Origin of the sequence: Frigidibacter sp. (genome assembly GCF_030695035.1) — a bacterium.
In the GTDB taxonomy this organism is placed as follows: Bacteria; Pseudomonadota; Alphaproteobacteria; order Rhodobacterales; family Rhodobacteraceae; genus Frigidibacter.
Map to the genome: position 1 here is coordinate 54,957 of NZ_JAUYTT010000012.1, position 19,906 is coordinate 74,862.

The following is a 19,906-nucleotide window of genomic DNA, read 5'->3' on the forward strand; positions in this document are numbered from 1 at the left end:
GGTCAGGCCGCCGTGAAGGGGCGCAGCGCCACGCCTGCGGCCTCCAGCGCCTTGCGCAGCGCCGCGGCGATTGCCACGGCGCCGGGGCTGTCGCCGTGGACGCAGATGGACTGGGCGGAGAGGGTGACGGTGCTGCCATCCGCCGCCTCGACACGGCCCTCCTGCACCAGCCGCAGCATCCGGGTGGCGATGAACGCCGGGTCGTGGAGCACTGCATTTGGCAAGGTGCGGGACAGCAGGCTACCACTGGCGGTATAGGCGCGGTCGGCGAAGGCCTCGGCTATCACCGGTTGGCCTGCGGCCCGCGCCCGGTCGCAGATCGGCGCGCCAGCGAGGCAGACCAGCGGCAGGGAGGGGTCCACGGCGCGCACTCCGGCGATCACGGCATCGGCCTGCCGGGCGTCCCTGGCGATGGTGTTGTAGAGCGCGCCGTGGGGTTTGACATAGGCGACGCGGGTGCCCGCCGCCACCGCCAGCGCCTGCAGCGCGCCGATCTGGTAGATCACTTCGGCGGTCAGATCCTCCGACCCGACATCCATCGCCCGCCGCCCGAAACCGGCCAGGTCGCGGTAGCCGACATGGGCGCCGATGGCCACTCCGCGGGCCGCGGCGGCGCGCAGGGTGCGGAGGATTCCCGCGGGGTCGCCGGCGTGGAAGCCGCAGGCGATATTGGCGGAGGTGACGATGTCCAGCATCGCGGCATCGTCGCCCATGGCCCATGCGCCGAAGCCTTCGCCAAGGTCGCTGTTGAGGTCGATCTGCATGGGGCGGGGCCTTTCGTCTTGCCGTCCGTGGCAGTCTCGCCCTGCGGGGGTGCGGGTGCAAGCGGTCAGGGTTCGGGGGGCGGGTATGGCGGATTGCGCGAGATTTTCGGCATTTTCCAATGCCGGGCCCGAAACGGGATCAACCCTTTGGAAAGGCGCTGTTTTCGCGATACAGAAACCATATGGGACCTATATGGTTTTCATACATACGTTTTGGCACCGGGGCCCGGCCCCGAACCCGCCTGCCCTCAGCCCTCGGCATCCGTCTCCGGCTCGTCCGTCACCAGCCGGTAGCGGCGCAGGTCCTCGGCATCCAGGATGAAGATCTCGTCGGGCGGGGTCTTCAGCGCCGGGGCCATCAGCATCGCGTCGACGCCCATCTCGTCCAGATATTCGATCACCGCGCCCTGCCCGCGCTGGACGTCCTCGACGGCGAGGAAGGCCGGCAGCAGGGTGTTCTCGCCGAAATAGTGCTGGTGGACGCCGACGACCGCCGCGGGATCGGCGCTGCGCGTGGTGCCGCCGGCAAAGATATAGGGGCAGGCGGAGAGGCAAACCGCGGCCTCGCCGACCGAGGTGGTCATCGCCAGCGCGCGGACCTGCCGGCCGATGGCGAGGGCGTCGGCGACGGAGCCGCCGGAGCTGTCGATCTGCAGGGCGGTGGGGCGGGCACCCTCGGCCCGCTGCGCCTCGATATAGTCGGTGAAGCGCTGCGCGTCGCCGGGGGCGATCTGGCCGATCAGGGTCATGGCCGTGCCGTCAATCCCGAACTCCAGCCGCTGGGGCATCTCGCGCATCGCCGGGGTGCCGGGGCGGCCGGGGCGGCGGTCCGGGGCATAGGGCCGCGTCTCGGGGCCGGTGCCGGGCGGGGCGAAGAGCTGGGGCGCGGTCGCGCCGGAGGAGCCGGAGGCGGCGAGGTCGATCCATAGCAGCGCCGCGCCGATGCCGATCTGCGCGACCAGCATCAGCTTCAGCGCGCCCTGCGGGGTGGCGCGCCTCGGCGCTTCGGTGTCCCCGGCAGTCGCCCGGGCGCGGCGGAAGATCATGCGTCAGGCCTGCGGGCCGGGATGCGGCGCAGGCCCGGGTGTCTCGCCCGGCAGATAGACCGGCTCTTGCAGCGCGCGGGCGGCGGCGATGGCGGCGCGGAGATCGGCGACTGTCATCGTATCCTCGGCCGTGCCCTCGCCGCGCCCGGTGCGGATGGCCGATTGGGTGACCATGACGATGAAGACCAGTACCGCCGGCAAGAGGTCGATGGCGATGGCGCCGGCCCAGCTGGGGATGAAGTTGCCAGCATAGCGGATGACGGCATCGGCGGCGGAGACGGGGGTGTAGACAATCTCATCCGGGGCGGGCAGCGCGATCACCTCGGCCGCGGCGCCGTTCAGGGTTTCGGCGCGCTGGCGGAGGAGTTGCAGGACCGAGTCGATGGTGCTGGCCTGGCTGGAGCGGGCGAGCGCGCTGCCGCCGTCGAGATCGGGGAGCACGACCGAGTCGGCCAAGTCCTGCGCGGCGCGGGCCACGAGCGGGGCCACGTTCAGCTGGCGCAGCTCGGCGATGATGCCGGACAGGCGCACCGCCTCCTCCGAGAAGCGCACCGAGCGGGCCTCGACCGCGCCCGGCTCGACCGTCAGCGCGCGCATCCGGCTGAGGATGGTGTTGCCCTCGGCGAAGGCGGCGGCGACGGGGCCGTCCTGCGCGGCGATCTGGGCTTCCAGCGCGCCCAGTTCGGCGGCCTTCTGGGTCAGCACCCGGAACACCGCGCCCTGCCCGGCGAGGCCGGAGAGGTTGCCACCCGCCTCCTGCTCGGACAGGTCGCCAAAGCTCTGGCGGACGCGGGCGACGTCGCGGCCAAGGCTTTGCCCGGCGATGGCGTTGGAATGGGCACGCTCCAGCGCGCCCTGGTAGGTCTGCACGGTGGTGGCCAGATGCTGTTCGACCGCGGCCGCGCCGGCGAGGGCCGCGGCGTTGAGCCAAGAGGACATGGCGATGATCGCGACGCAGCCAAGCGCCATCGACAGCAGCAGGCCGACGCGCGAGGCGGCAGTGCGGACGGCGGGCAGAAGGCGCAGCAGGTAGGACCAGAAGACGAAGATGCCGACCGAGACGGCGATGGAATAAGAAAGGGCGGCGAAGGTGGTCCAGGCGCCGGTATCGTCGAGCAGCGAGCGCACGCCGAGATAGGTGTAGATGCCCGAGGCGGCGGCCAGCACTCCCAATGCGGTGCCGGTGAAGGTGTCGAGGAAGGCCAGATGCCGCTCAAGCTCGCGCGCATGGCGCAGGCCCTGGCGTTCGGGGATGGGGGCTTGGATCGGGGCGGGGATCGGCGGCGGTGCGGCGTCGGCGGTTGGCGGCGTCATTCGGATCCCTCGGCTCCGCCTCGCGGGGGGATCGCGCGGGCTGGTGGAGAGTATGCGCGGCATGGGGCGGCGCGTAGCCCCGGCGGGGTCACTCCGCATCACCTTCGCGCGAGGGCGGGGCTGGCAGCGGGGTTGCGGCACGCGAGCGGCTGATGCGGGAACCCGGCGCGGGGGGGCGGGGTTGGCCCTGCAAGCCGCCCCTGCGGCTTACACCTCGCCACCGCCGCCGCGCGGTCCCGTCCAGCCCCTCGAGCAAGATAGGCGCGCCAGATGCATGTGACCCTGACGATCAACGACACCAAGCACCACCTTGAGCTCGACCCGCGGGTGACGCTGCTGGATGCGATCCGGCATCATGCCGGGCTGACCGGCACCAAGAAGGGCTGCGATCACGGCCAGTGCGGGGCCTGCACGGTGATGGTGAATGGGCGGCGGATCAATTCATGCCTGTCGCTGGCGGTGATGCATGATGGGGATGCGATCACGACCATCGAGGGGCTGGGAACGCCGGAGGCGCTGTCGCCGCTGCAGGCGGCGTTCATCGAGACGGACGGGTTTCAATGCGGCTATTGCACGCCGGGGCAGATCTGCTCGGCCACGGCGATGCTGGAGGAGATCCGGGCGGGTTGGCCGAGCCATGTGTCGGAGACGCTGGACGGCCCGGCCCTGCCGACCGAGGCGGAGATTGCCGAGCGGATGAGCGGGAACCTGTGTCGCTGCTCCGCCTATCCCAACATCATCGCCGCGATCCGGCTGGCGGCGGCCGAGCGGGAGGATGCGGCATGAGGGCGTTCGACTACATCCGCGCGGGATCGTGCAAGGACGCGCTGGCCGAGGCGGAGACGCCGGGCACGGCCTTCATCGCCGGCGGCACCAACCTTCTGGACCTGATGAAGCATGAGGTGATGACGCCGGCGCGGCTGGTGGATATCTCGCGGCTGGATCTGCGGGGGATCACCCTGACGGATGCCGGGCTGCGCATCGGGGCGATGGTCAGCAACAGCGACCTTGCCGCCGATCCGCTGGTGCGGCGGCACTGGCCGCTGCTGTCCCGCGCCCTGCTGGCGGGGGCGAGCGGGCAGCTGCGCAACAAGGCGACGACCGGGGGCAACCTGCTGCAGCGGACGCGGTGCTATTACTTCTACGACACCGCCATGCAATGCAACAAGCGCGAGCCGGGCAGCGGTTGCGCGGCCATCGGCGGGTTCAACCGCATCCATGCGATCCTTGGCGCGAGTGACGCCTGCATCGCCACCCATCCCAGCGATATGGCGGTGGCCTTGCGGGCGCTGTCGGCGGAAGTCGAATTGCTGGCGGCGGGCGGCGGGCGGCGGCAGGTGCCGCTGGCGGCGTTCTACCGGCTGCCGGGCGACACGCCGCATGTGGAAACCGTGCTGGAGCCGGGCGAGATGATCGCCGCGGTGCTGCTGCCGCCGGCGGAAGGCGGGCGGCAGATTTATCGGAAGGTGCGGGACCGGGCTTCCTATGCCTTCGCGCTGGTCTCGGTCGCCGCCTGCCTGCGGATGGAGACGGGCCGGATCGCCGCCGCGGCGCTGGCCTTTGGCGGGCTGGCGCATATGCCCTGGCGCAGTGCCGAGCTGGAGGGCGCGCTGATCGGCGAGGCGCCCTCGCCTGCGCTGTTCGACCATGCCGCCGACCTGCTGCTGGCAGAGGCGAAGGGCCAGGGCGACAACGATTTCAAGATCCCGCTCGCCCGCCGCACCCTCGCCGCGGTGCTGGCCGAGGCGACAGCCGAAGAAGGAGCCCGCGCATGACCCGCGAGATGACCCATGCCATGACGCATGATGGCCCCGATACCGATCACCGCCTTGATGGCATGGCGCAGGGAGTGCTTGGCCGGCCGGAGCCGCGGCCCGAAGGCGCGCTGAAGGTCACGGGGCGCGCCGTCTATACCGGCGACCAGCAGGTGGCGGGCATGGTGCATGGGGCGCTGGTGCGGGCGACGATTACCCGCGGCCGGGTGACCACCCTGCACTCTGCGCCGGTGTTGGAGATGCCGGGCGTGCTGGCGGTGATCGACGACGCGCGGCTGGTGCGCTTCTCCGGCCAGGGTGCGACGACCAAGCCGCCTGCGGGCGATGCCGCCGAGGTGGTCTATCACGGCCAGCCGGTCGCGCTGGTGGTGGCCGAGACGCTGGAGCAGGCCCGCCATGCCGCGCTGCGGCTGCGGGTGGACTATGCTGAGGAGCCCGGGGCGGCGACGGGCCCCGAAGAGCCCGCCGCCGAGGTGGAGTTGCCGGAGAAGAAGCAATCGGTGACCGGCGAGCCGGATGCGGCGCTGGAGGCTGCCGATGCGGTCATCGACCGGATCTACCGCACCTCCTCGATGTCGAGCGCGCCGATGGAGCCCCATGCCTCGTTGGCCGAATGGCAGGGGGGCAAGCTGGTGCTGCACAGCACGCTGCAGATGCTGGCCTCGGCGCAGGGGCAGGTTGCCGCCGCGCTTGGGATCGAGGCGGAGGATGTCCGCGTCCTTGCTCCGCATGTGGGCGGCGGGTTTGGCAGCAAGCTTGGCATCTCGCCCGAGACGGTGGCGGCAGCGATTGCGGCGCAGCGGCTGGGGCGGCCGGTGTCGGTGGTCTGCTCTCGCCCGCAGTCGATGGAGACCACCTCGCGCCGGTCGGAGACGCTGCAGCGCATCCAGCTGGGGGCCGATGACGAGGGGCGCCTGACCATGATCGGCCATGAGGCGCTGGTGTCGAATCTGCCCGGGCAGAAGTTTTCCGAACCCGTGCAGCAGGCGACGCCCTTCACCTATGAGGCCGCGCATCGCCGCGTCGTCCACCGCGTCGCGCGCGTCCACCGCTTGCTGTGCGCATCCGTCCGCGCACCGGGCGAGTCGGTGGGGGCGACGGCCTTCGAATGCGCGATGGATGAGTTGGCGGACAAGCTGGGCATGTGCCCGGTCGCCCTGCGCCTGCGCAATATCCCGAAGCTGGAGCCCGGGACCGGGCGCCCCTTCTCGTCGCACAAGCTGGCCGAGGCGCTGACGACGGGCGCCCGCCGCTTTGGCTGGGAGCATCGCCACGCCTCGCTCCGCGCCCGGCGCGAGGGCGAGTGGTGGATCGGGATGGGCATGTCCTCGCTGGTGCGGGTGAACACGGTGATGGAAGCGAAGGCGCGGGTGACGCTGAGCCTTGAGGGTTCTGCGCTGGTGGAAACCGACATGACCGATATCGGCACCGGCAGCTATGCGATCCTGACCCAGATCGCGGCAGAGATGCTGGGGCTGCCGATGGGTTCGGTGGAAACGGTTCTGGGGGATACCGACCTTCCCGCCAGTTCGGGGTCGGGCGGGTCGTTCGGCGCGGCTTCGACCGGGTCGGCGGTGTATCTGGCCTGCCTTGAGCTGCGCAGCAAGCTGGCGGAGGCGATGGGGTGCCCTGAACCGGAGCTGACGCTGAAGGACGGCCATGCCATCCATGACAACCGCAAGGTGCCCCTCGCCACGCTGATGGGCGGCGCGGCCATGCAGGCCGAGGGGCATCTGATCCCCGGCGAGGCCGAGGACAAGGCGCGGCAGGCGACCTGGGGCGCAGCCTTCGCCGAGGTGGGCGTGAACGCGGTCACGGGTGAGATCCGGGTGCGCCGGATGCTGGGCACCTTCGCCATCGGCCGGGTGCTGAACGCGCAGACGGCGCGGTCGCAAGCGCTTGGCGGGATGATCTGGGGCATCGGCATGGCGCTGACCGAAGAGCTGGTCCATGACGCGCGCGATGGCCATATCGTCAACCGCGACCTGGCCGAATACCATGTGCCGGTGAATGCCGATGTGCCGGCGCTGGAGGTGCATTTCATCGAAGAGCGGGATGACTGGGCGCCGATGCAGGCCAAGGGCATCGGCGAGCTGGGGATCTGCGGCGCGGGGGCGGCCATCGTCAATGCGGTGCACAATGCCTGCGGGGTGCGGGTGCGCAGCCTGCCGATGACGGTGGACAAGGTGCTGGCCGGGCTGGTGGAGATCGACGCCGAAGCGCAATAGCCGCCCGGAAACAGGCGGACAGGCAAGGCGGGCTGCGGTAGCTTTGGGGCATGACATATCCCCTCGCCCCTGCCCCGTTGCTTGCCCTGACGCTGCCATCTGACGATGTGCTTTATGCCGCGCTGCTGGCGCGGGATCCGGCCTTCGACGGGAGGGCCTATGTCGGCGTCACCTCCACCGGGATCTTCTGCCGGTTGACCTGCCCGGCGCGCAAACCTCTGCGCGCCAATTGCCGGTTCTTTGCCTCCCCCGCCGATTGCCTCGCCGCCGGGTTCCGCGCCTGCCTGCGCTGCCATCCGCTGGCGCCCGAGGCCGCGGCCGACCCCTGCATCGCCGCGCTGACCGCCGCGCTGGAGGCGGACCCGGCGCGGCGCTGGCGCGAGGAGGATGTGGCGGGGATGGGCTTCGATCCCTCCACCGTGCGGCGCAGCTTCCGGCGGCAGTTCGGGGTGACCTTCCTCGACATGGCCCGCCAGCGCCGGCTGCGCGAGGGTATGGCGACGCTGGCCGCCGGGGGCCGCGTGATCGAGGCGCAGTTCGATGCGGGGTTCGACAGCCCCGCCGCCTTCCGCGCCGCCTTTGCCCGGTTGCTGGGGGCCGCGCCTGCCGAGATGAAGGGTGCGCTGCTGCAGGCGGACTGGATCGACACGCCCATCGGCCCGATGATCGCGGTGGCGGACAAGCGGTCGCTGCATCTGCTGGAGTTCGCGGACCGCAAGGCGCTGCCGGCGGAACTGGCGCGGCTGCGCAAGATGGCGGGCGGGATCGGGCTGGGGCGGCCTGCGCCGATTGACCAGATGGCGGGCGAGCTTGGCGCCTTTTTCGCAGGGACGAGTGCCCGCTTCGACACGCCGCTGGCCCTGCACGGCAGCGCCTTCACCCGGGCGGTGTGGGAGATCCTGCGGCAGATCCCGCCCGGCACCACCCGCAGCTATGGCGAGATCGCGCGGGAAATGGGCCGGCCCGAGGCGGCGCGCGCCGTGGCCCGCGCCAATGGCGCCAACCAGATCGCGCTGGTGATCCCCTGCCACCGGGTCATCGGCGCGGATGGCGCGCTGACCGGCTATGGCGGCGGGCTGTGGCGCAAGCAGCGGCTGATCGAGTTGGAGGCGGCCTTCAGCCGGGCATGATCGCCAGCCGGATCACATAGGCCGCCGCGCTGAGGGCGGCGAAGCCCGCCAGCCAAAGACCCACGAACCATGCTATGCGGCGCAGCCAGCTGTCGCCCTGCCCCGTCTCCTTCTGTGCCACCATCAGTGATAGCCCTCGCCGTGCCGCAGCTTGCCGCGGAACACCCAATAGGCATAGGCGGTGTAGCCGAGGATCATCGGCAGCAGCACCACCGAGCCCCAGAGCAGGAACACCAGGCTCTCATCCGGGGCAGCGGCCTCCTCGATGGTCAGCGCAAACGGCACGATCCACGGATAGAAGCTGATCCCGACCCCGGCGAAGCCGAGCACGAAGAGGCTGAGGGCAGAGAGGAAGGGCAGCCAGTCCGGCCCCCGCGTCAGCCCGCGCCAGAGGCCGTAGGCCGCGCCCGCCACCAGCAGCGGCACGACAAGGCTGAAGCCGATGGTCGGCCAGCCGAACCAGCGCTCCAGATATCCAGGGTTGAGGAACGGGGTCCATAGGCTCACGAGGCCCATGCCCGCCAGCGTCGCCAAGGCCGCCCGCATCGCCAGTTTCCGGGCATAGGCGTGCAGCGTGCCTTCGGTCTTCAGCACCAGCCAGCAGGCCCCCAGCAGCGCATAGCCGGCCAGCAGCGCCACGCCGGTGGCGATGGAAAACGGCGTCAGCCAGTCCCACCAGCCGCCCGCATAGGCGCGGTCCTCGATCCGGATGCCCTGCACCAGCGCGCCAAGCGCGATGCCCTGCGAGAAGGTGGCGATGGCAGAGCCGCCGAAGAAGGCCACGTCCCAGCGGCGGCTGCCGGTATCGCTGCGCCAGCGGTACTCGAACGCCACGCCCCGGAACACCAGCGCCAGCAGCATCACTGTCAGCGGCGCATAAAGCGCGGGCAGGATCGTCGCATAGGCCAGCGGGAACACCGCCAGAAGGCCGCCGCCGCCCATCACCAGCCAGGTCTCGTTCCCGTCCCAGACCGGCGCGACGGAGTTCATCATCACGTCGCGGTCCTCCTTTTCCGGGAACAGCGGGAACAGGATGCCGATGCCAAGGTCGAACCCGTCCATCACCACATAGGCCAGCACCGCGAAGGCGATGATCCCGGCCCAGACTGTCGGCAGATCAATGTCCATGAGGAACCTCCTTCTGGGTTGCGGGGCCGGGGGTTATGCCCGCCGTGCGCAGCGGGCCGTCGACCAGATCATCCTCGTCAAACTCCGGCAGCCGCGCCATCAGCCGCAGGACATAGACGACGCCGGTGCCGAAGATGGCGAAGTAGACGATGATGAAGGCGACCAGCGAGGCCCCCACCGCGGCGGCCGAAACCGGCGAGGCGCTGTCGGCGGTCAGCATATGGCCATAGACGGTCCAGGGCTGGCGGCCAACCTCGGTGGTGATCCAGCCGGCCAGCACCGCCACGAACCCGGCGGGGCCCATCGCCAGCGCGAAGCGGTGCAGGTTGCGGCTGTCATGCAGCCGCCCGCGCAGCCGCGCCAGCAGCGACCACAGGCCAAGACCCAGCATCGCAAAGCCAAGCATCACCATGATGCGGAAGGACCAGAAGACGATCTCCACCGGCGGCTGCATCTCGCGCGGGACCGTGTCGAGCCCGTCCATCGGGGCGTTCAGATCGTGTTTCAGGATCAGGCTGGACAGTTTCGGGATCTCCACCGACCAATGCACCGTCTGCGCCTCGCGGTCGGGGAAGCCGAACAGGATCAGCGGCGCGCCGTCGGGGTGGCTTTCGAAATGCCCCTCCATCGCCATGACCTTGATCGGCTGATGCTCCAGCGTGTTCAGCCCGTGCAGGTCGCCCATGAAGATCTGCAGCGGCGCGACCACTATGATCATGCCCATCGCCATGCTGAACATGGTGTGAACCTCGGGCCAGTCGCGGCGGCGCAGCTTGTGCCATGCCGCGACCCCGCCGACGACCAGCGCCGTGGTCAGGTAGGCGGCCAGCACCATATGGATCAGCCGGTAGGGGAAGGACGGGCTGAAGATGATCTGCCACCAGTCCACCGGGACGAACTGCCCGACCTCGTTGATGGCAAAGCCCTGCGGCGTCTGCATCCAGCTGTTCACCGCCAGGATCCAGGTCGCGGACAGCAGCGTGCCGAAGGCCACCATCGCGGTGGCCATGAAATGCAGGCCCTTGCCCACCCGCTCGCGCCCGAAGAGCATGATGCCGAGGAAGCCGGCCTCGAGGAAGAAGGCCGTCAGCACCTCATACCCCATCAAGGGGCCGATGACCGGGCCGGCCTTGTCCGAGAAGGCAGACCAGTTGGTGCCGAACTGGTAGGACATCACGATCCCCGATACGACGCCCATGCCGAAGGAGATGGCGAAGATCGTTTTCCAGAAATCGAACAGCCGCAGATAGACGCCGCGGCCGGTCTTCAGCCACAGCGCCAGCAGCACGGTCAGATAGCTGGCGAGCCCGATGGTGAAGGCGGGAAAGACGATGTGGAAGGCGATGGTGAAGGCAAACTGGATCCTTGCCAGCAAGATCGCGTCGAAACTCTCGAACATCCGGTCTCCTGTCGTTCCGGGCACCGCAACGTGCGGCGCGCGCCCCTGCCAGATCCTCACCCGTTCAGGCAAGTCGGCAGGCAGGGAGTTGTTCCCGGCAAGATGGGGCGGAGGGACGGCAAGGCGAGGGGCAGAAGGTCGCAGCCGGTTCGAAAGCCGTGCTCAGACCCGGAAGCTGACCACAACCGTGGTGCCCTTCGGCACGGCGGGCTGCACGACGCTGCCCTCCAGCCGTTCGGCCATGGCGCGGATCAGCTTCTGGCCGAGCCCGGTGCCGAGCGCCATGCCTTCGGGGTCGCTGCCGATCCCGTCATCGGCGACCACCAGCCGCGCGAGGCCCGGTTCGGGTTCCGTCAGCTCCACCCGCAATTCGCCCGCGCCGCCCTCGGGCCAGGCGTATTTGGCCGCATTGGTCGCCAGTTCCGACACCACGATACCGAGGCTGACGGCACGGTCGGCGCTGATCTTGACCGGGCAGGCGTCGATGGTCAGGCGGATGCTGCCCGGGATGGTCTTGCGGAAGTCCTGCAGCATGGATTGCAGATAGGCATCGAGCGTCACGGTATGCACGTCATCGCCCAGATAGAGGCTGCGATGCACGCCCGAGATGGCGGCGATGCGGGCCTGCGCCTCGGACAGCGCGGTGCGGACCTCATCGGATGCACCGGACGAGGCTTGCAGGCGCAGCAGCGAGGTGACCATCGACAGGCTGTTGGCGACGCGGTGATGCACCTCGGCCAGCAGCATCTCGGCCCGCTCGCGCGCGATGCGGGTTTCGATATCGGCGCGGTCCTTGGCGGCCAGCAGCTCGGCCTTAACGATGGCCTGGTCGATGGCGCGGTGCAGCAGCGCAGTGAAATCCTCGCCGGTGGACTTGATGACATAGTCATCCGCCCCGGCCTTCAGCGCGTCGATGGCGACCGTCGCCTCGCTCGACCCGGTGACATAGATGGTTGGCGTGCGCCCGCCCCCCGCGCGCATCCGGCGCAGGATATCAAGCCCGGTGCCGGTGGGCAGGTAATGGTCCAGCACCAGCGCATCGAAGCGCTGCGCCGCGATCAGCGCCTCGGCGCTGGCAGCATCCTCGGCATGGCTTACCTCGATGCCCACCCGCCCCAGCGCCTTTTCCACAAGGCGCGCAAGGATCGGATCGTCATCGACATAGAGCACACGCAGCATGGCGGCGGGGGCGGTGGTCACGGAACCTGCAGGACCGCGAAGAACAGGCCAAGCTGCCGGATGGCATTGGCAAAGCTCTCATACTCCACCGGCTTGGTGATGTAGACATTGGCCCCCAGATCGTAGCAGCGCTTGATCTCGGCCTCGTCATCCGTCGTGGTCAGGATCACCACCGGCAGATGCTTGGTATGGGGGTTGGTCTTCACCTTTTCGAGGATGTCGATCCCGGTCATGTCGGGCAGGTTCAGGTCCAGCAAGATCAGCAGATAGCGCCCGATCGAGGCCTCGCCGCTGCGGTCTTTGCCCAGCAGGAAATCCAGCGCCGAGGTGCCATCGGCGAAGGGTACGATTTCATTGTGGACACCGGCGCGGCGGATGTTCTTCTCGATCAGCCGGGCATGACCTTCGTCATCCTCGACCATGACGATGGTGACTTCCTTGCCCAATGCCTTCATGTCCTTACCGTCTCCAGAACCGCGCGCAGATCGACGGGCAGATGCAGGGTGAATGTCGATCCCTGCCCGTGAACTGACCGCAGGGTGATCTCGCCGCCGAGATTTCGCACAACCGTTCGCACATGTGCAAGACCGATTCCCTCGCCGGCCTGGTCCTGGCTTCCCGATCTGCGGAACAGCTCGAACACCCGTTCATGGTCGGTGTCGGCAATGCCGCGGCCATTGTCCTCGACCTCGATGCGCACCATGCGCGGCCCGTCCGGCACCGCGCGGATCTTCAGCCGCAGCGGCCGGCCCGGGCTGGCATACTTCACCGCATTGTCCACAAGGTTGCCAAGCGCCTGTTCCACCGACAGCCGGTCGGTGACCAGTGGCGGCACCTTCACGTCGATCTGCGCCTCGCCCCCGGTCTCGCCCAGCTGATGCGCGACGCTCGCCGCGGCCTGCTCGGCCAGCGCCTTCAGGTCCACCCTCTCGGGCTTCAGCTCGCGCCGGCCATCGCGCGAGATTTTCAGGATCGCGTTGATCAGGCCGTCCATCTTGCGGGTCGATGAGCGGATGAAGGCCAGCGCCTCGGGCAGGTCCTCGGCGGCGGCAAGGCGGGCGTCGCGGATATTGTCCTCGGTCACCGTCTCGCCATCGGCCAGCACATAGGCCTGCAACGGCTTCAGCGCGGTTTCCAGCTCACTGGTGAAGCCCATGATGTTGACCAGCGGCGCGCGCAGGTCATGCGTGACGATATAGGCAAAGCGCTGCACCTCTTGGTTGGCGCGCATCAGATCCTCGGTGCGCTGCTGCACCCGGCCCTCCAGCCCCACATTCAGGCGGCGCAGCTGATCCTCGGCGGCGCGCAGGGCGCGCAGCTGCCGGGCCAGCAGCACGAAGGCCGAGCCCACCACCGCCAGCATCGCGATTCCGCCGAGGACCGAGGCGACCTGCAGCCAGCGGTTCATCCGCCCCTGCACCGAGACCAGGGCCGAGGTGCGGATGTCCGAGGCGGCGATGACCTCGCCCAGCACCTCGCGCACCCGGTCCATCGCCGGCTTCCCCTGCCCCTGCCCGACGATGGCGCGGGCGGTCGGCACATCGCCGGCCCCCGCAGCCTCCAGCGTCGTCTCGATCAGGCCCATGCGCAGGTCGATCAGCGCGTCCAGCTCTGCCAGCAGATCCTCGCCGCGCCGCGGGTCCATCACCAGCCGCTGTTCCAGCGCCGCGCGCAGCTCGGGGATGCGGGTGCGGGCGCCCTGATAGGGCTCGAGGAAGGCGGGATCGAGGGTGATAAGATAGCCGCGCTGGCCGGTCTCGGCATCTTGCAGCGCCGACAGCAGGTCCGCCGCGGTCCGGCGCAGCTGCCGTTCGGCGATGGTCTTCTCGAAGGCGGCATTGCTGCGGAAGCTGATGAAGGTAGAGGAGCCGGCGAGGATCGCCAGCAGCGTGGCCCCCAGCAGCAGCAAGATGGCGGTCTGCTTGATCTTGCGGTTGACGGTCTGCATGGGCCTCCGGGGGACAGCGGGATGTGCCGGCACGGGAGGCCCTGCGGCGGGCGCGATCCTGCCGGGGAATGCCGGGAGGGGCAAGGGGTGGGAGGGGGCTGCAGAGGTGCAACGCCTGCTGCAGTCGGTCCCCTCGCAGTATCTGGCGCAACGGCTGACCCGCAGAATTTCGGCCGTCGACGAAATTCTGCTGTGCCCGCCCCCCCGAGGGCGGGCACAGCAGAATTTGGCACCGTCTGAGAAAGCCGCACCCCCCTTGCCCTGCGGCTTGCGCCTCCGGGCAACCGTCGCGGTCGGCTTGCCACTGGCAAGCCGCCTGATCGCGCCGGAAGAGGCCCCACCCCGCCACGGGCAACGCGCCTGTGATCCCTCAACACCCGCCCATCCCGGAACATCGCGCCCCGCTCCCCGTTGACTCCCCAGAGGCGCCCGCCCCCGGGCCGCCACCCCAAAGGGAGAGACCTCATGTTCCGCATCACCATCCCCGCCGCCCTCATGGCCGCAGCCTTCGCCTTCCCCGCCGCCGCGCAGCAGGCCCCGGCGCAGGAAACCCCGACCGCCGCCACCCCGGAAGTTCCCGCCGCCACCGCCAGCTTCGTCGATGCCGAGGGCGCCGAGATCGGCAGCGCCACACTGACCGGCACCCCGCATGGCGTGCTGATCGGGATGGCGATCACCGGCCTTCCGGCCAGCAAATGGGTCGCCTTCCACATCCATGAAGGCGCGACCTGCGAGCATGACCACCGCTTCGAATCCGCCGGCGGCCACCTCAACCTCACCGAGACCGATCACGGCTTTCTCAACGACACCGGCCCGCATTCGGGGGACATGCCCAACCAGTATGTGGCTTCCGATGGCCTGCTGACGGCTGAGGTTTTCAACGGCTATGTCAGCCTTGAGGGCGGGCCGACCAGTATCCTCGGCAAGACCCTGATGCTCCATGCAGAGCCGGACGATTACGCCAGCCAGCCAGCAGGCGCCGCCGGCGAGCGCCTCGCCTGCGCGGTCATAAAAGCCGCGTCCTAAACCGCCAGCGTGGCCGCAACTGCCCGCTGCCAGCGGGCATAGCGCGCCGCGCGCAGGCCAGGGTCCATATCGGGTGTGAACTGCCGCTCGCAGGCCCATTCCGCCGCAAAGCCTTCCGGGCCGGGGTAGATCCCGGCCCGCATCCCTGCCAGCCAGGCCGCGCCAAGCGCCGTCGTCTCGGTCATCCGTGGCCGGTCCACCGGCGCGCCAAGGATATCCGCCAGGAACTGCATCGCCCAGTCCGAGGCCGCCATCCCGCCATCCACCCGCAGCACAGCCTCATCCCGCCGCCAGTCCGCCTGCATCGCCTCCAGCAGATCGCGGGTCTGGTAGCCGACGCTTTCCAGCGCCGCCCGCGCGATCTCTGCCGGGCCCGAGGCGCGCGTCAGCCCGTAGATCGCGCCGCGGCTCTCGGCATTCCACCACGGCGCGCCAAGGCCGGTGAAGGCCGGTACCAGCACCACGTCCTGCCCCGGGTCAGCGGACTCGGCCAACGCCTGCGTCTCGCCCGCCGCACCGATCAGCCCCAGCCCGTCACGCAGCCACTGCACCGCGGCCCCGGCGATGAAGATCGAGCCTTCCAGCGCATAGGTCGGCACCCCGTCCAGCTGATAGGCGATGGTTCCCAGCAGGCGGCTGCGGCTCTCCACCAGCTCCGCCCCGGTATTGAGCAGCGCGAAGCAGCCGGTGCCATAGGTGGCCTTCAGCATCCCCGGCGCGAAACAGGCCTGCCCCAGCGTCGCCGCCTGCTGGTCGCCCGCCACGCCAAGGATCGGGATCTGGCCGCCGAAGGCCTCCGTTACACCGAACTCCGCCGCGCAATCCTTCACTTCGGGCAGCATCGCCATCGGGATGCGCAGCAGCGCGCAGATATCCGCATCCCACCGCCCTTGCCGGATGTTGTAGAGCAGCGTGCGCGCCGCATTGGTGGCATCGGTGGCATGGACGCGCCCGCCGGTCAGCTTCCAGATCAGGAAGCTGTCGACGGTACCGAACAGCAGTTCGCCCCGCTCCGCCCGCGCCCGCGCGCCCTCCACATTGTCCAGCAGCCAGGCGAGCTTGCTGCCCGAGAAATACGGGTCCAGCAGCAGCCCGGTGCGCCAGGTGATCTCCGGCTCATGCCCCGCGTCCCGCAGCTCGGCGCACATGCCCGCCGTGCGCCGGTCCTGCCAGACGATGGCGCGGTGGATCGGCTCGCCGGTGGCGCGGTCCCAGACCAGCACCGTCTCGCGCTGGTTGGTGATGCCGATGGCGGCGATGGCGGGGCTGCCCGCCTTGGCAATCACCTCGTGTGCGGTGCGGGTCACCGTGCCCCAGATGTCCGCCGGATCATGCTCCACCCAGCCCGAGGCGGGGTAGTGCTGCGGCAGCTCCTCTTGCGCGACGGCCACCACCTGCATCGCGCCGTCGAACAGGATCGCGCGGGAAGATGTGGTGCCCTGGTCGATGGCGAGGATATGCGGCATGTCAGGCCCCCTGCAGATACGCGTCAATCGCGGCGATCTGCGCCGCATCGAGCCGCAGGCCAAGCTTCGAGCGGCGCCAGACCACATCCTGCGCCGTGCGGGCGTATTCACGCGCCATCAGCCAGCGCAGTTCCGCCTCGGTCAGCGTGGCGCCGAAGTCGCGGCCCAGATCGGCGGCGCTCTGTGCGCCCGCCAGCACCTCTGCGGCCTCTGTCCCATAGGCGCGCACCAGCCGTGCCGCCCATGCCTCGGTCAGGAACGGATGCGCGGTGCGCAGCCGCGTCCCCAGGGCCGCCACCCCGTCCACCGGGAAATCCCCGCCCGGCAGCGGCACCCGCGCCGTCCAGTCGGCCGCGAGCCCCGGGAAATGCGGCGCGAGCTTGGCCAGCGCCGATTCCGCCAGCCGCCGATAGGTGGTGATCTTGCCGCCAAAGACATTCAGCACCGGCGCGCCGCCCGCGGTATCAAGCGACAGCACATAATCCCGCGTCGCCGCCGTGGCCGAGCCTGCGCCGTCGTCATAGAGCGGCCGCACCCCGGAATAGGTCCAGACGATATCGTCGCGGGTGACGGGTTGCGCGAAATATTGCGAGGCGAAGGTGCACAGATACTCCTGCTCCGCCTCGGTGCAGCGGGCGTCGGCCGGGTCGCCCACATGCTCCTGATCGGTGGTGCCGATCAGGGTGAAATCCTGCTCATAGGGAATGGCGAAGATGATGCGCCCGTCGCTGCCCTGAAAGAAATAGCAGCGGTCATGGTCATAGAGCCGCCGCGTGACGATATGGCTGCCGCGCACCAGCCGCACCGACTCGCGGCTGTTCTGGCGCAGCGCGCCGGCGATCACCTGCGCGACCCAAGGCCCCGCGGCATTGACCAGAGCGCGGGCGCGGACCTGCCTTGTGCCCTGTGCGTCCTCGACCGTCACCAGCCACGCGCCATCCGCGCGTTCCGCCCGGACCACGCGTGCCCGCGTCAGGACCTTCGCCCCCCGCGCCTCGGCGTCGCGGGCGTTCAGCACCACCAGCCGCGAATCCTCGACCCAGCAGTCGGAATATTCATAGGCGCGGCGGAACTTGGGCTTCAGCGCCCGCCCCGCCGCATCGGTGGTCAGGTCCAGCGTGCGGGTGCCCGGCAGGATCTTGCGGCCGCCCAGAGTGTCATACATGAACAGCCCCAGCCGGATCAGCCAGTCCGGCCGCCGCCCCTTCATCCAGGGCATGACGACGGACAGCAGGCGCGAGGTCGGGGTGGCCGCCTCGAAGCGCATGTCGGGGTGCATCGGCAGCACGAAGCGCATCGGCCAGCTGATATGCGGCATCGCGGTCAGAAGGGTTTCCCGCTCGATGAGCGATTCCCGCACCAGCCGGAACTCGAAATATTCGAGGTAGCGCAGCCCGCCGTGGAACAGCTTGGTCGAGGCCGAGGAGGTGCCCTGCGCCAGATCGCCCTGCTCGGCCAGCACCACAGACAGCCCCCGCCCCGCCGCATCGCGGGCGATGCCGCAGCCATTGACGCCGCCGCCAATGACGAAGAGATCGACGGTGTCGGTGGGGCCGGATGCGGGCGTTTCGTGCAGGTCGGCCATGCGGGGGCTCCCTTGGGTTTTGCGCTGGCATGGCGACCGCATCGGGGGCGGAATGTCAAGGTTGGGGGCAGGGATTGGGGCGGTTTCGCCTACCGGCTCTGCACCTTATGCGGCGCCACGGTATGCAACCCGCGCTGCGCAGAATTTGGCACCGTCCGGGTAGGCGGCGCCCCCCCTTGCCCTGCGGCTTGCGCCTCCGGGCAACCGACGCAGTCGGCTTGCCACTGGCAAGCCGACTGCGTCGGAAACAGATCCCTCACCCCGCCACGGCCACCGGCCGTGCAGTTCCGCCCTGCGCCCGGGCTGCCCGCGCATAGCGCGCCAGCCCCAGATCGCTCGCATCGATCTCTGCCGCGCGGTTCGACACCGCATCGGCCAGCACACGGGCCGATCCGGCCGCCATCGTCCAGCCCAGAGTGCCATGCCCGGTGTTGAGGTAGAGGTTCGCCATCTCCGTGCGCCCCACCACCGGCGTGCCATCGGGGGTCATCGGCCGCAGCCCGCACCAGAAGGTTGCCTTCGCCGCATCCCCGGCCCCGGCAAACAGCTCGCCCACCGATTTCTCCAGCGTCGCCCGCCGCGCCGCCGGCAGCGACAGGTCGAACCCGGCAATCTCTGCCAGACCGCCAACGCGGATCCGGTCCCCAAGCCGGGTGATCGCTACCTTGTAGGTCTCGTCCATCACCGTCGATTCCGGCGCACGGTCGGCTGCGATGATCGGCAAGGTGATCGAATAGCCCTTCACCGGATAGACCGGCAGCTTGATCCCCAAGGGCGCCAGCAGCTGCGGCGCATGGGGGCCAAGCGCCACCACGAAGGCATCGGCCGTCACCGGCCCGGCGCTGGTTTCCACCGAGACGATCCGGCCCCCGGCGGCCGTCAGCCGGGTAATCTCCACCCCGTAGCGGAAGCTGACCCCGCGCGCCTCGGCCATCGCGGCCAGCGCACCCGTGAACTTGAAGCAATCGCCGGTCTCGTCACCCGGCAGGCGCAGCCCGCCCGCGATCCGGTCCGCGGCGCCAGCGAGCCCCGGCTCGGCGGCGAGGCAGCCGGCGCGGTCCAGCACCTCGAACGGCACGCCATCGGCCTGCAGCACGGCGATATCCTTGGCCGCGGCATCGACCTGTTTCTGGCTGCGGAACAGTTGCAGCGTGCCCTGCATCCGCTGGTCATAGTCGATGCCGGTCTCGTCCCGCAGCGTCCTCAGGCAGTCGCGGCTGTATTCGGCCAGCCGCACCATCCGGCCCTTGTTGACCTTGTAGGCGGCGCTGGTGCAGTTGCCCAGCATCTGCGCCAGCCAGCCCAGCTTGGCCAGGTCGGGGCGCGGCTGCACGATCAGCGGCGCATGTTTCATGAACATCCATTTCAGCGCCTTGGCCGGGATGCCGGGCGCCGCCCAGGGGGCCGAATAGCCGGGGCTGACCTCGCCGGCATTGGCAAAGCTGGTTTCCAGCGCCGGGGCGGGCTGGCGGTCGATCACCGTCACCTCATGCCCGGCCTTCGCCAGTTCCCAGGCCGATGTGACCCCGATGACCCCTGCGCCCAGAACGACAACTCTCATGCCCGCGGCTCCCTGCTGCATATTGCGCGGGGTTATAGATGTATCCAGCGGGTGGAATTTGGCGAAGATCGGCGGGCAGAGGACGGATTGGCGAAGATACTGCGGGGTCTTGTGACTTTGACGCAAGTTTGTTCGACCCATCGTCACCGAGGCCGCAGTATCAACCTAAGAGCGACCACAGCAAAGGGCACTTCCGGCGCGATCAGGCGGCTTGCCAGTGGCAAGCCGACCGCGACGGTTGCCCGGAGGCGCAAGCCGCAGGGCAAGGGGGGTGCCACCAAGCCGGGCGATTCCAAATTCTGATGGGTCCGCCCCGGTGGGCACGCATGTGCCCGCCCCCCGGAGGGCGGGCACATC

Annotated in this window: 17 protein-coding genes; 5 read left to right on the forward strand and 12 right to left on the reverse strand. The window is 69.5% G+C overall.

The annotated features are described in order from the left end of the window. Window positions 1–2 precede the first annotated feature (2 nt). The 3 genes from Q8S30_RS11665 to Q8S30_RS11675 all read right to left on the reverse strand — a co-directional run bounded on the left by Q8S30_RS11665 (window position 3) and on the right by Q8S30_RS11675 (window position 3,124). Complete coding sequence (locus Q8S30_RS11665; protein WP_305666190.1) at window positions 3–764, reverse strand: LamB/YcsF family protein; 762 nt, start codon at window positions 762–764, stop codon at window positions 3–5. Window positions 765–1,012: 248 nt separating this feature from the next. Beyond that, on the reverse strand, window positions 1,013–1,810 hold the full coding sequence (locus Q8S30_RS11670; protein ID WP_305666191.1) for a hypothetical protein: 798 nt from the start codon (window positions 1,808–1,810) through the stop codon (window positions 1,013–1,015). A 3-nt stretch (window positions 1,811–1,813) separates the two neighbouring features. Beyond that, the gene (locus Q8S30_RS11675; protein WP_305666192.1) at window positions 1,814–3,124 is read right to left on the reverse strand and encodes a hypothetical protein; all 1,311 of its coding nucleotides are present in this window, start codon (window positions 3,122–3,124) and stop codon (window positions 1,814–1,816) included. A gap of 270 nt (window positions 3,125–3,394) precedes the next feature. Here Q8S30_RS11675 and Q8S30_RS11680 point away from each other — a divergent pair, with 270 nt between their 5' ends. The 4 genes from Q8S30_RS11680 to Q8S30_RS11695 are packed head-to-tail and all read left to right on the forward strand — an operon-like array spanning window position 3,395 to window position 8,257. Beyond that, window positions 3,395–3,910 (forward strand): 2Fe-2S iron-sulfur cluster-binding protein, encoded by a 516-nt coding sequence (locus tag Q8S30_RS11680; protein ID WP_305666193.1) that lies wholly within the window; start codon window positions 3,395–3,397, stop codon window positions 3,908–3,910. Further along, the gene (locus tag Q8S30_RS11685; RefSeq protein ID WP_305666194.1) at window positions 3,907–4,899 is read left to right on the forward strand and encodes a xanthine dehydrogenase family protein subunit M; all 993 of its coding nucleotides are present in this window, start codon (window positions 3,907–3,909) and stop codon (window positions 4,897–4,899) included. Before Q8S30_RS11680 ends, Q8S30_RS11685 begins: the two co-directional genes overlap by 4 nt. A gap of 8 nt (window positions 4,900–4,907) precedes the next feature. Continuing rightward, a complete protein-coding gene (locus tag Q8S30_RS11690) occupies window positions 4,908–7,127 on the forward strand; it encodes a xanthine dehydrogenase family protein molybdopterin-binding subunit (protein ID WP_305666617.1) in 2,220 nt (739 codons plus the stop codon). Window positions 7,128–7,177: 50 nt separating this feature from the next. Continuing rightward, the gene (locus tag Q8S30_RS11695; protein ID WP_305666195.1) at window positions 7,178–8,257 is read left to right on the forward strand and encodes a bifunctional transcriptional activator/DNA repair enzyme AdaA; all 1,080 of its coding nucleotides are present in this window, start codon (window positions 7,178–7,180) and stop codon (window positions 8,255–8,257) included. Here the strand turns inward: Q8S30_RS11695 and Q8S30_RS11700 are convergent. The 6 genes from Q8S30_RS11700 to Q8S30_RS11725 all read right to left on the reverse strand — a co-directional run bounded on the left by Q8S30_RS11700 (window position 8,244) and on the right by Q8S30_RS11725 (window position 13,911). After that, window positions 8,244–8,381, reverse strand: coding sequence for a DUF2474 family protein (locus tag Q8S30_RS11700; RefSeq protein ID WP_305666196.1), 138 nt, complete (start codon window positions 8,379–8,381; stop codon window positions 8,244–8,246). The two genes, Q8S30_RS11695 and Q8S30_RS11700, sit on opposite strands and share 14 nt — an antisense overlap. Next, complete coding sequence (gene cydB, locus Q8S30_RS11705; RefSeq protein ID WP_305666197.1) at window positions 8,381–9,385, reverse strand: cytochrome d ubiquinol oxidase subunit II; 1,005 nt, start codon at window positions 9,383–9,385, stop codon at window positions 8,381–8,383. The genes Q8S30_RS11700 and cydB overlap by 1 nt, the downstream gene beginning before the upstream one ends. After that, window positions 9,375–10,784, reverse strand: a complete 1,410-nt coding sequence (locus Q8S30_RS11710; protein WP_305666198.1) for a cytochrome ubiquinol oxidase subunit I — start codon at window positions 10,782–10,784, stop codon at window positions 9,375–9,377. The genes cydB and Q8S30_RS11710 overlap by 11 nt, the downstream gene beginning before the upstream one ends. 162 nt (window positions 10,785–10,946) lie before the next feature. After that, the gene (locus Q8S30_RS11715) at window positions 10,947–11,984 is read right to left on the reverse strand and encodes a histidine kinase dimerization/phosphoacceptor domain -containing protein (protein WP_305666199.1); all 1,038 of its coding nucleotides are present in this window, start codon (window positions 11,982–11,984) and stop codon (window positions 10,947–10,949) included. Beyond that, window positions 11,981–12,418 carry a response regulator gene (locus tag Q8S30_RS11720; protein ID WP_305666200.1) on the reverse strand — a complete coding sequence of 146 codons (438 nt, stop codon included), beginning with the start codon at window positions 12,416–12,418 and terminating at the stop codon, window positions 11,981–11,983. The genes Q8S30_RS11715 and Q8S30_RS11720 overlap by 4 nt, the downstream gene beginning before the upstream one ends. Continuing rightward, entirely contained in the window at window positions 12,415–13,911 is a 1,497-nt protein-coding gene (locus tag Q8S30_RS11725) for a CHASE3 domain-containing protein (protein ID WP_305666201.1), read from the reverse strand. The genes Q8S30_RS11720 and Q8S30_RS11725 overlap by 4 nt, the downstream gene beginning before the upstream one ends. A gap of 465 nt (window positions 13,912–14,376) precedes the next feature. Here Q8S30_RS11725 and Q8S30_RS11730 point away from each other — a divergent pair, with 465 nt between their 5' ends. After that, complete coding sequence (locus Q8S30_RS11730; RefSeq protein WP_305666202.1) at window positions 14,377–14,937, forward strand: superoxide dismutase family protein; 561 nt, start codon at window positions 14,377–14,379, stop codon at window positions 14,935–14,937. Here the strand turns inward: Q8S30_RS11730 and glpK are convergent. The 3 genes from glpK to Q8S30_RS11745 all read right to left on the reverse strand — a co-directional run bounded on the left by glpK (window position 14,934) and on the right by Q8S30_RS11745 (window position 19,570). Beyond that, window positions 14,934–16,403 (reverse strand): glycerol kinase GlpK, encoded by a 1,470-nt coding sequence (gene glpK, locus Q8S30_RS11735; RefSeq protein WP_305666203.1) that lies wholly within the window; start codon window positions 16,401–16,403, stop codon window positions 14,934–14,936. The genes Q8S30_RS11730 and glpK overlap by 4 nt on opposite strands. A gap of 1 nt (window position 16,404) precedes the next feature. Beyond that, window positions 16,405–17,988 carry a glycerol-3-phosphate dehydrogenase gene (gene glpD, locus Q8S30_RS11740; RefSeq protein WP_305666204.1) on the reverse strand — a complete coding sequence of 528 codons (1,584 nt, stop codon included), beginning with the start codon at window positions 17,986–17,988 and terminating at the stop codon, window positions 16,405–16,407. 256 nt (window positions 17,989–18,244) lie between these two features. Next, the gene (locus Q8S30_RS11745) at window positions 18,245–19,570 is read right to left on the reverse strand and encodes a D-amino acid dehydrogenase (RefSeq protein ID WP_305666205.1); all 1,326 of its coding nucleotides are present in this window, start codon (window positions 19,568–19,570) and stop codon (window positions 18,245–18,247) included. Between the last annotated feature and the right edge of the window lie 336 nt (window positions 19,571–19,906).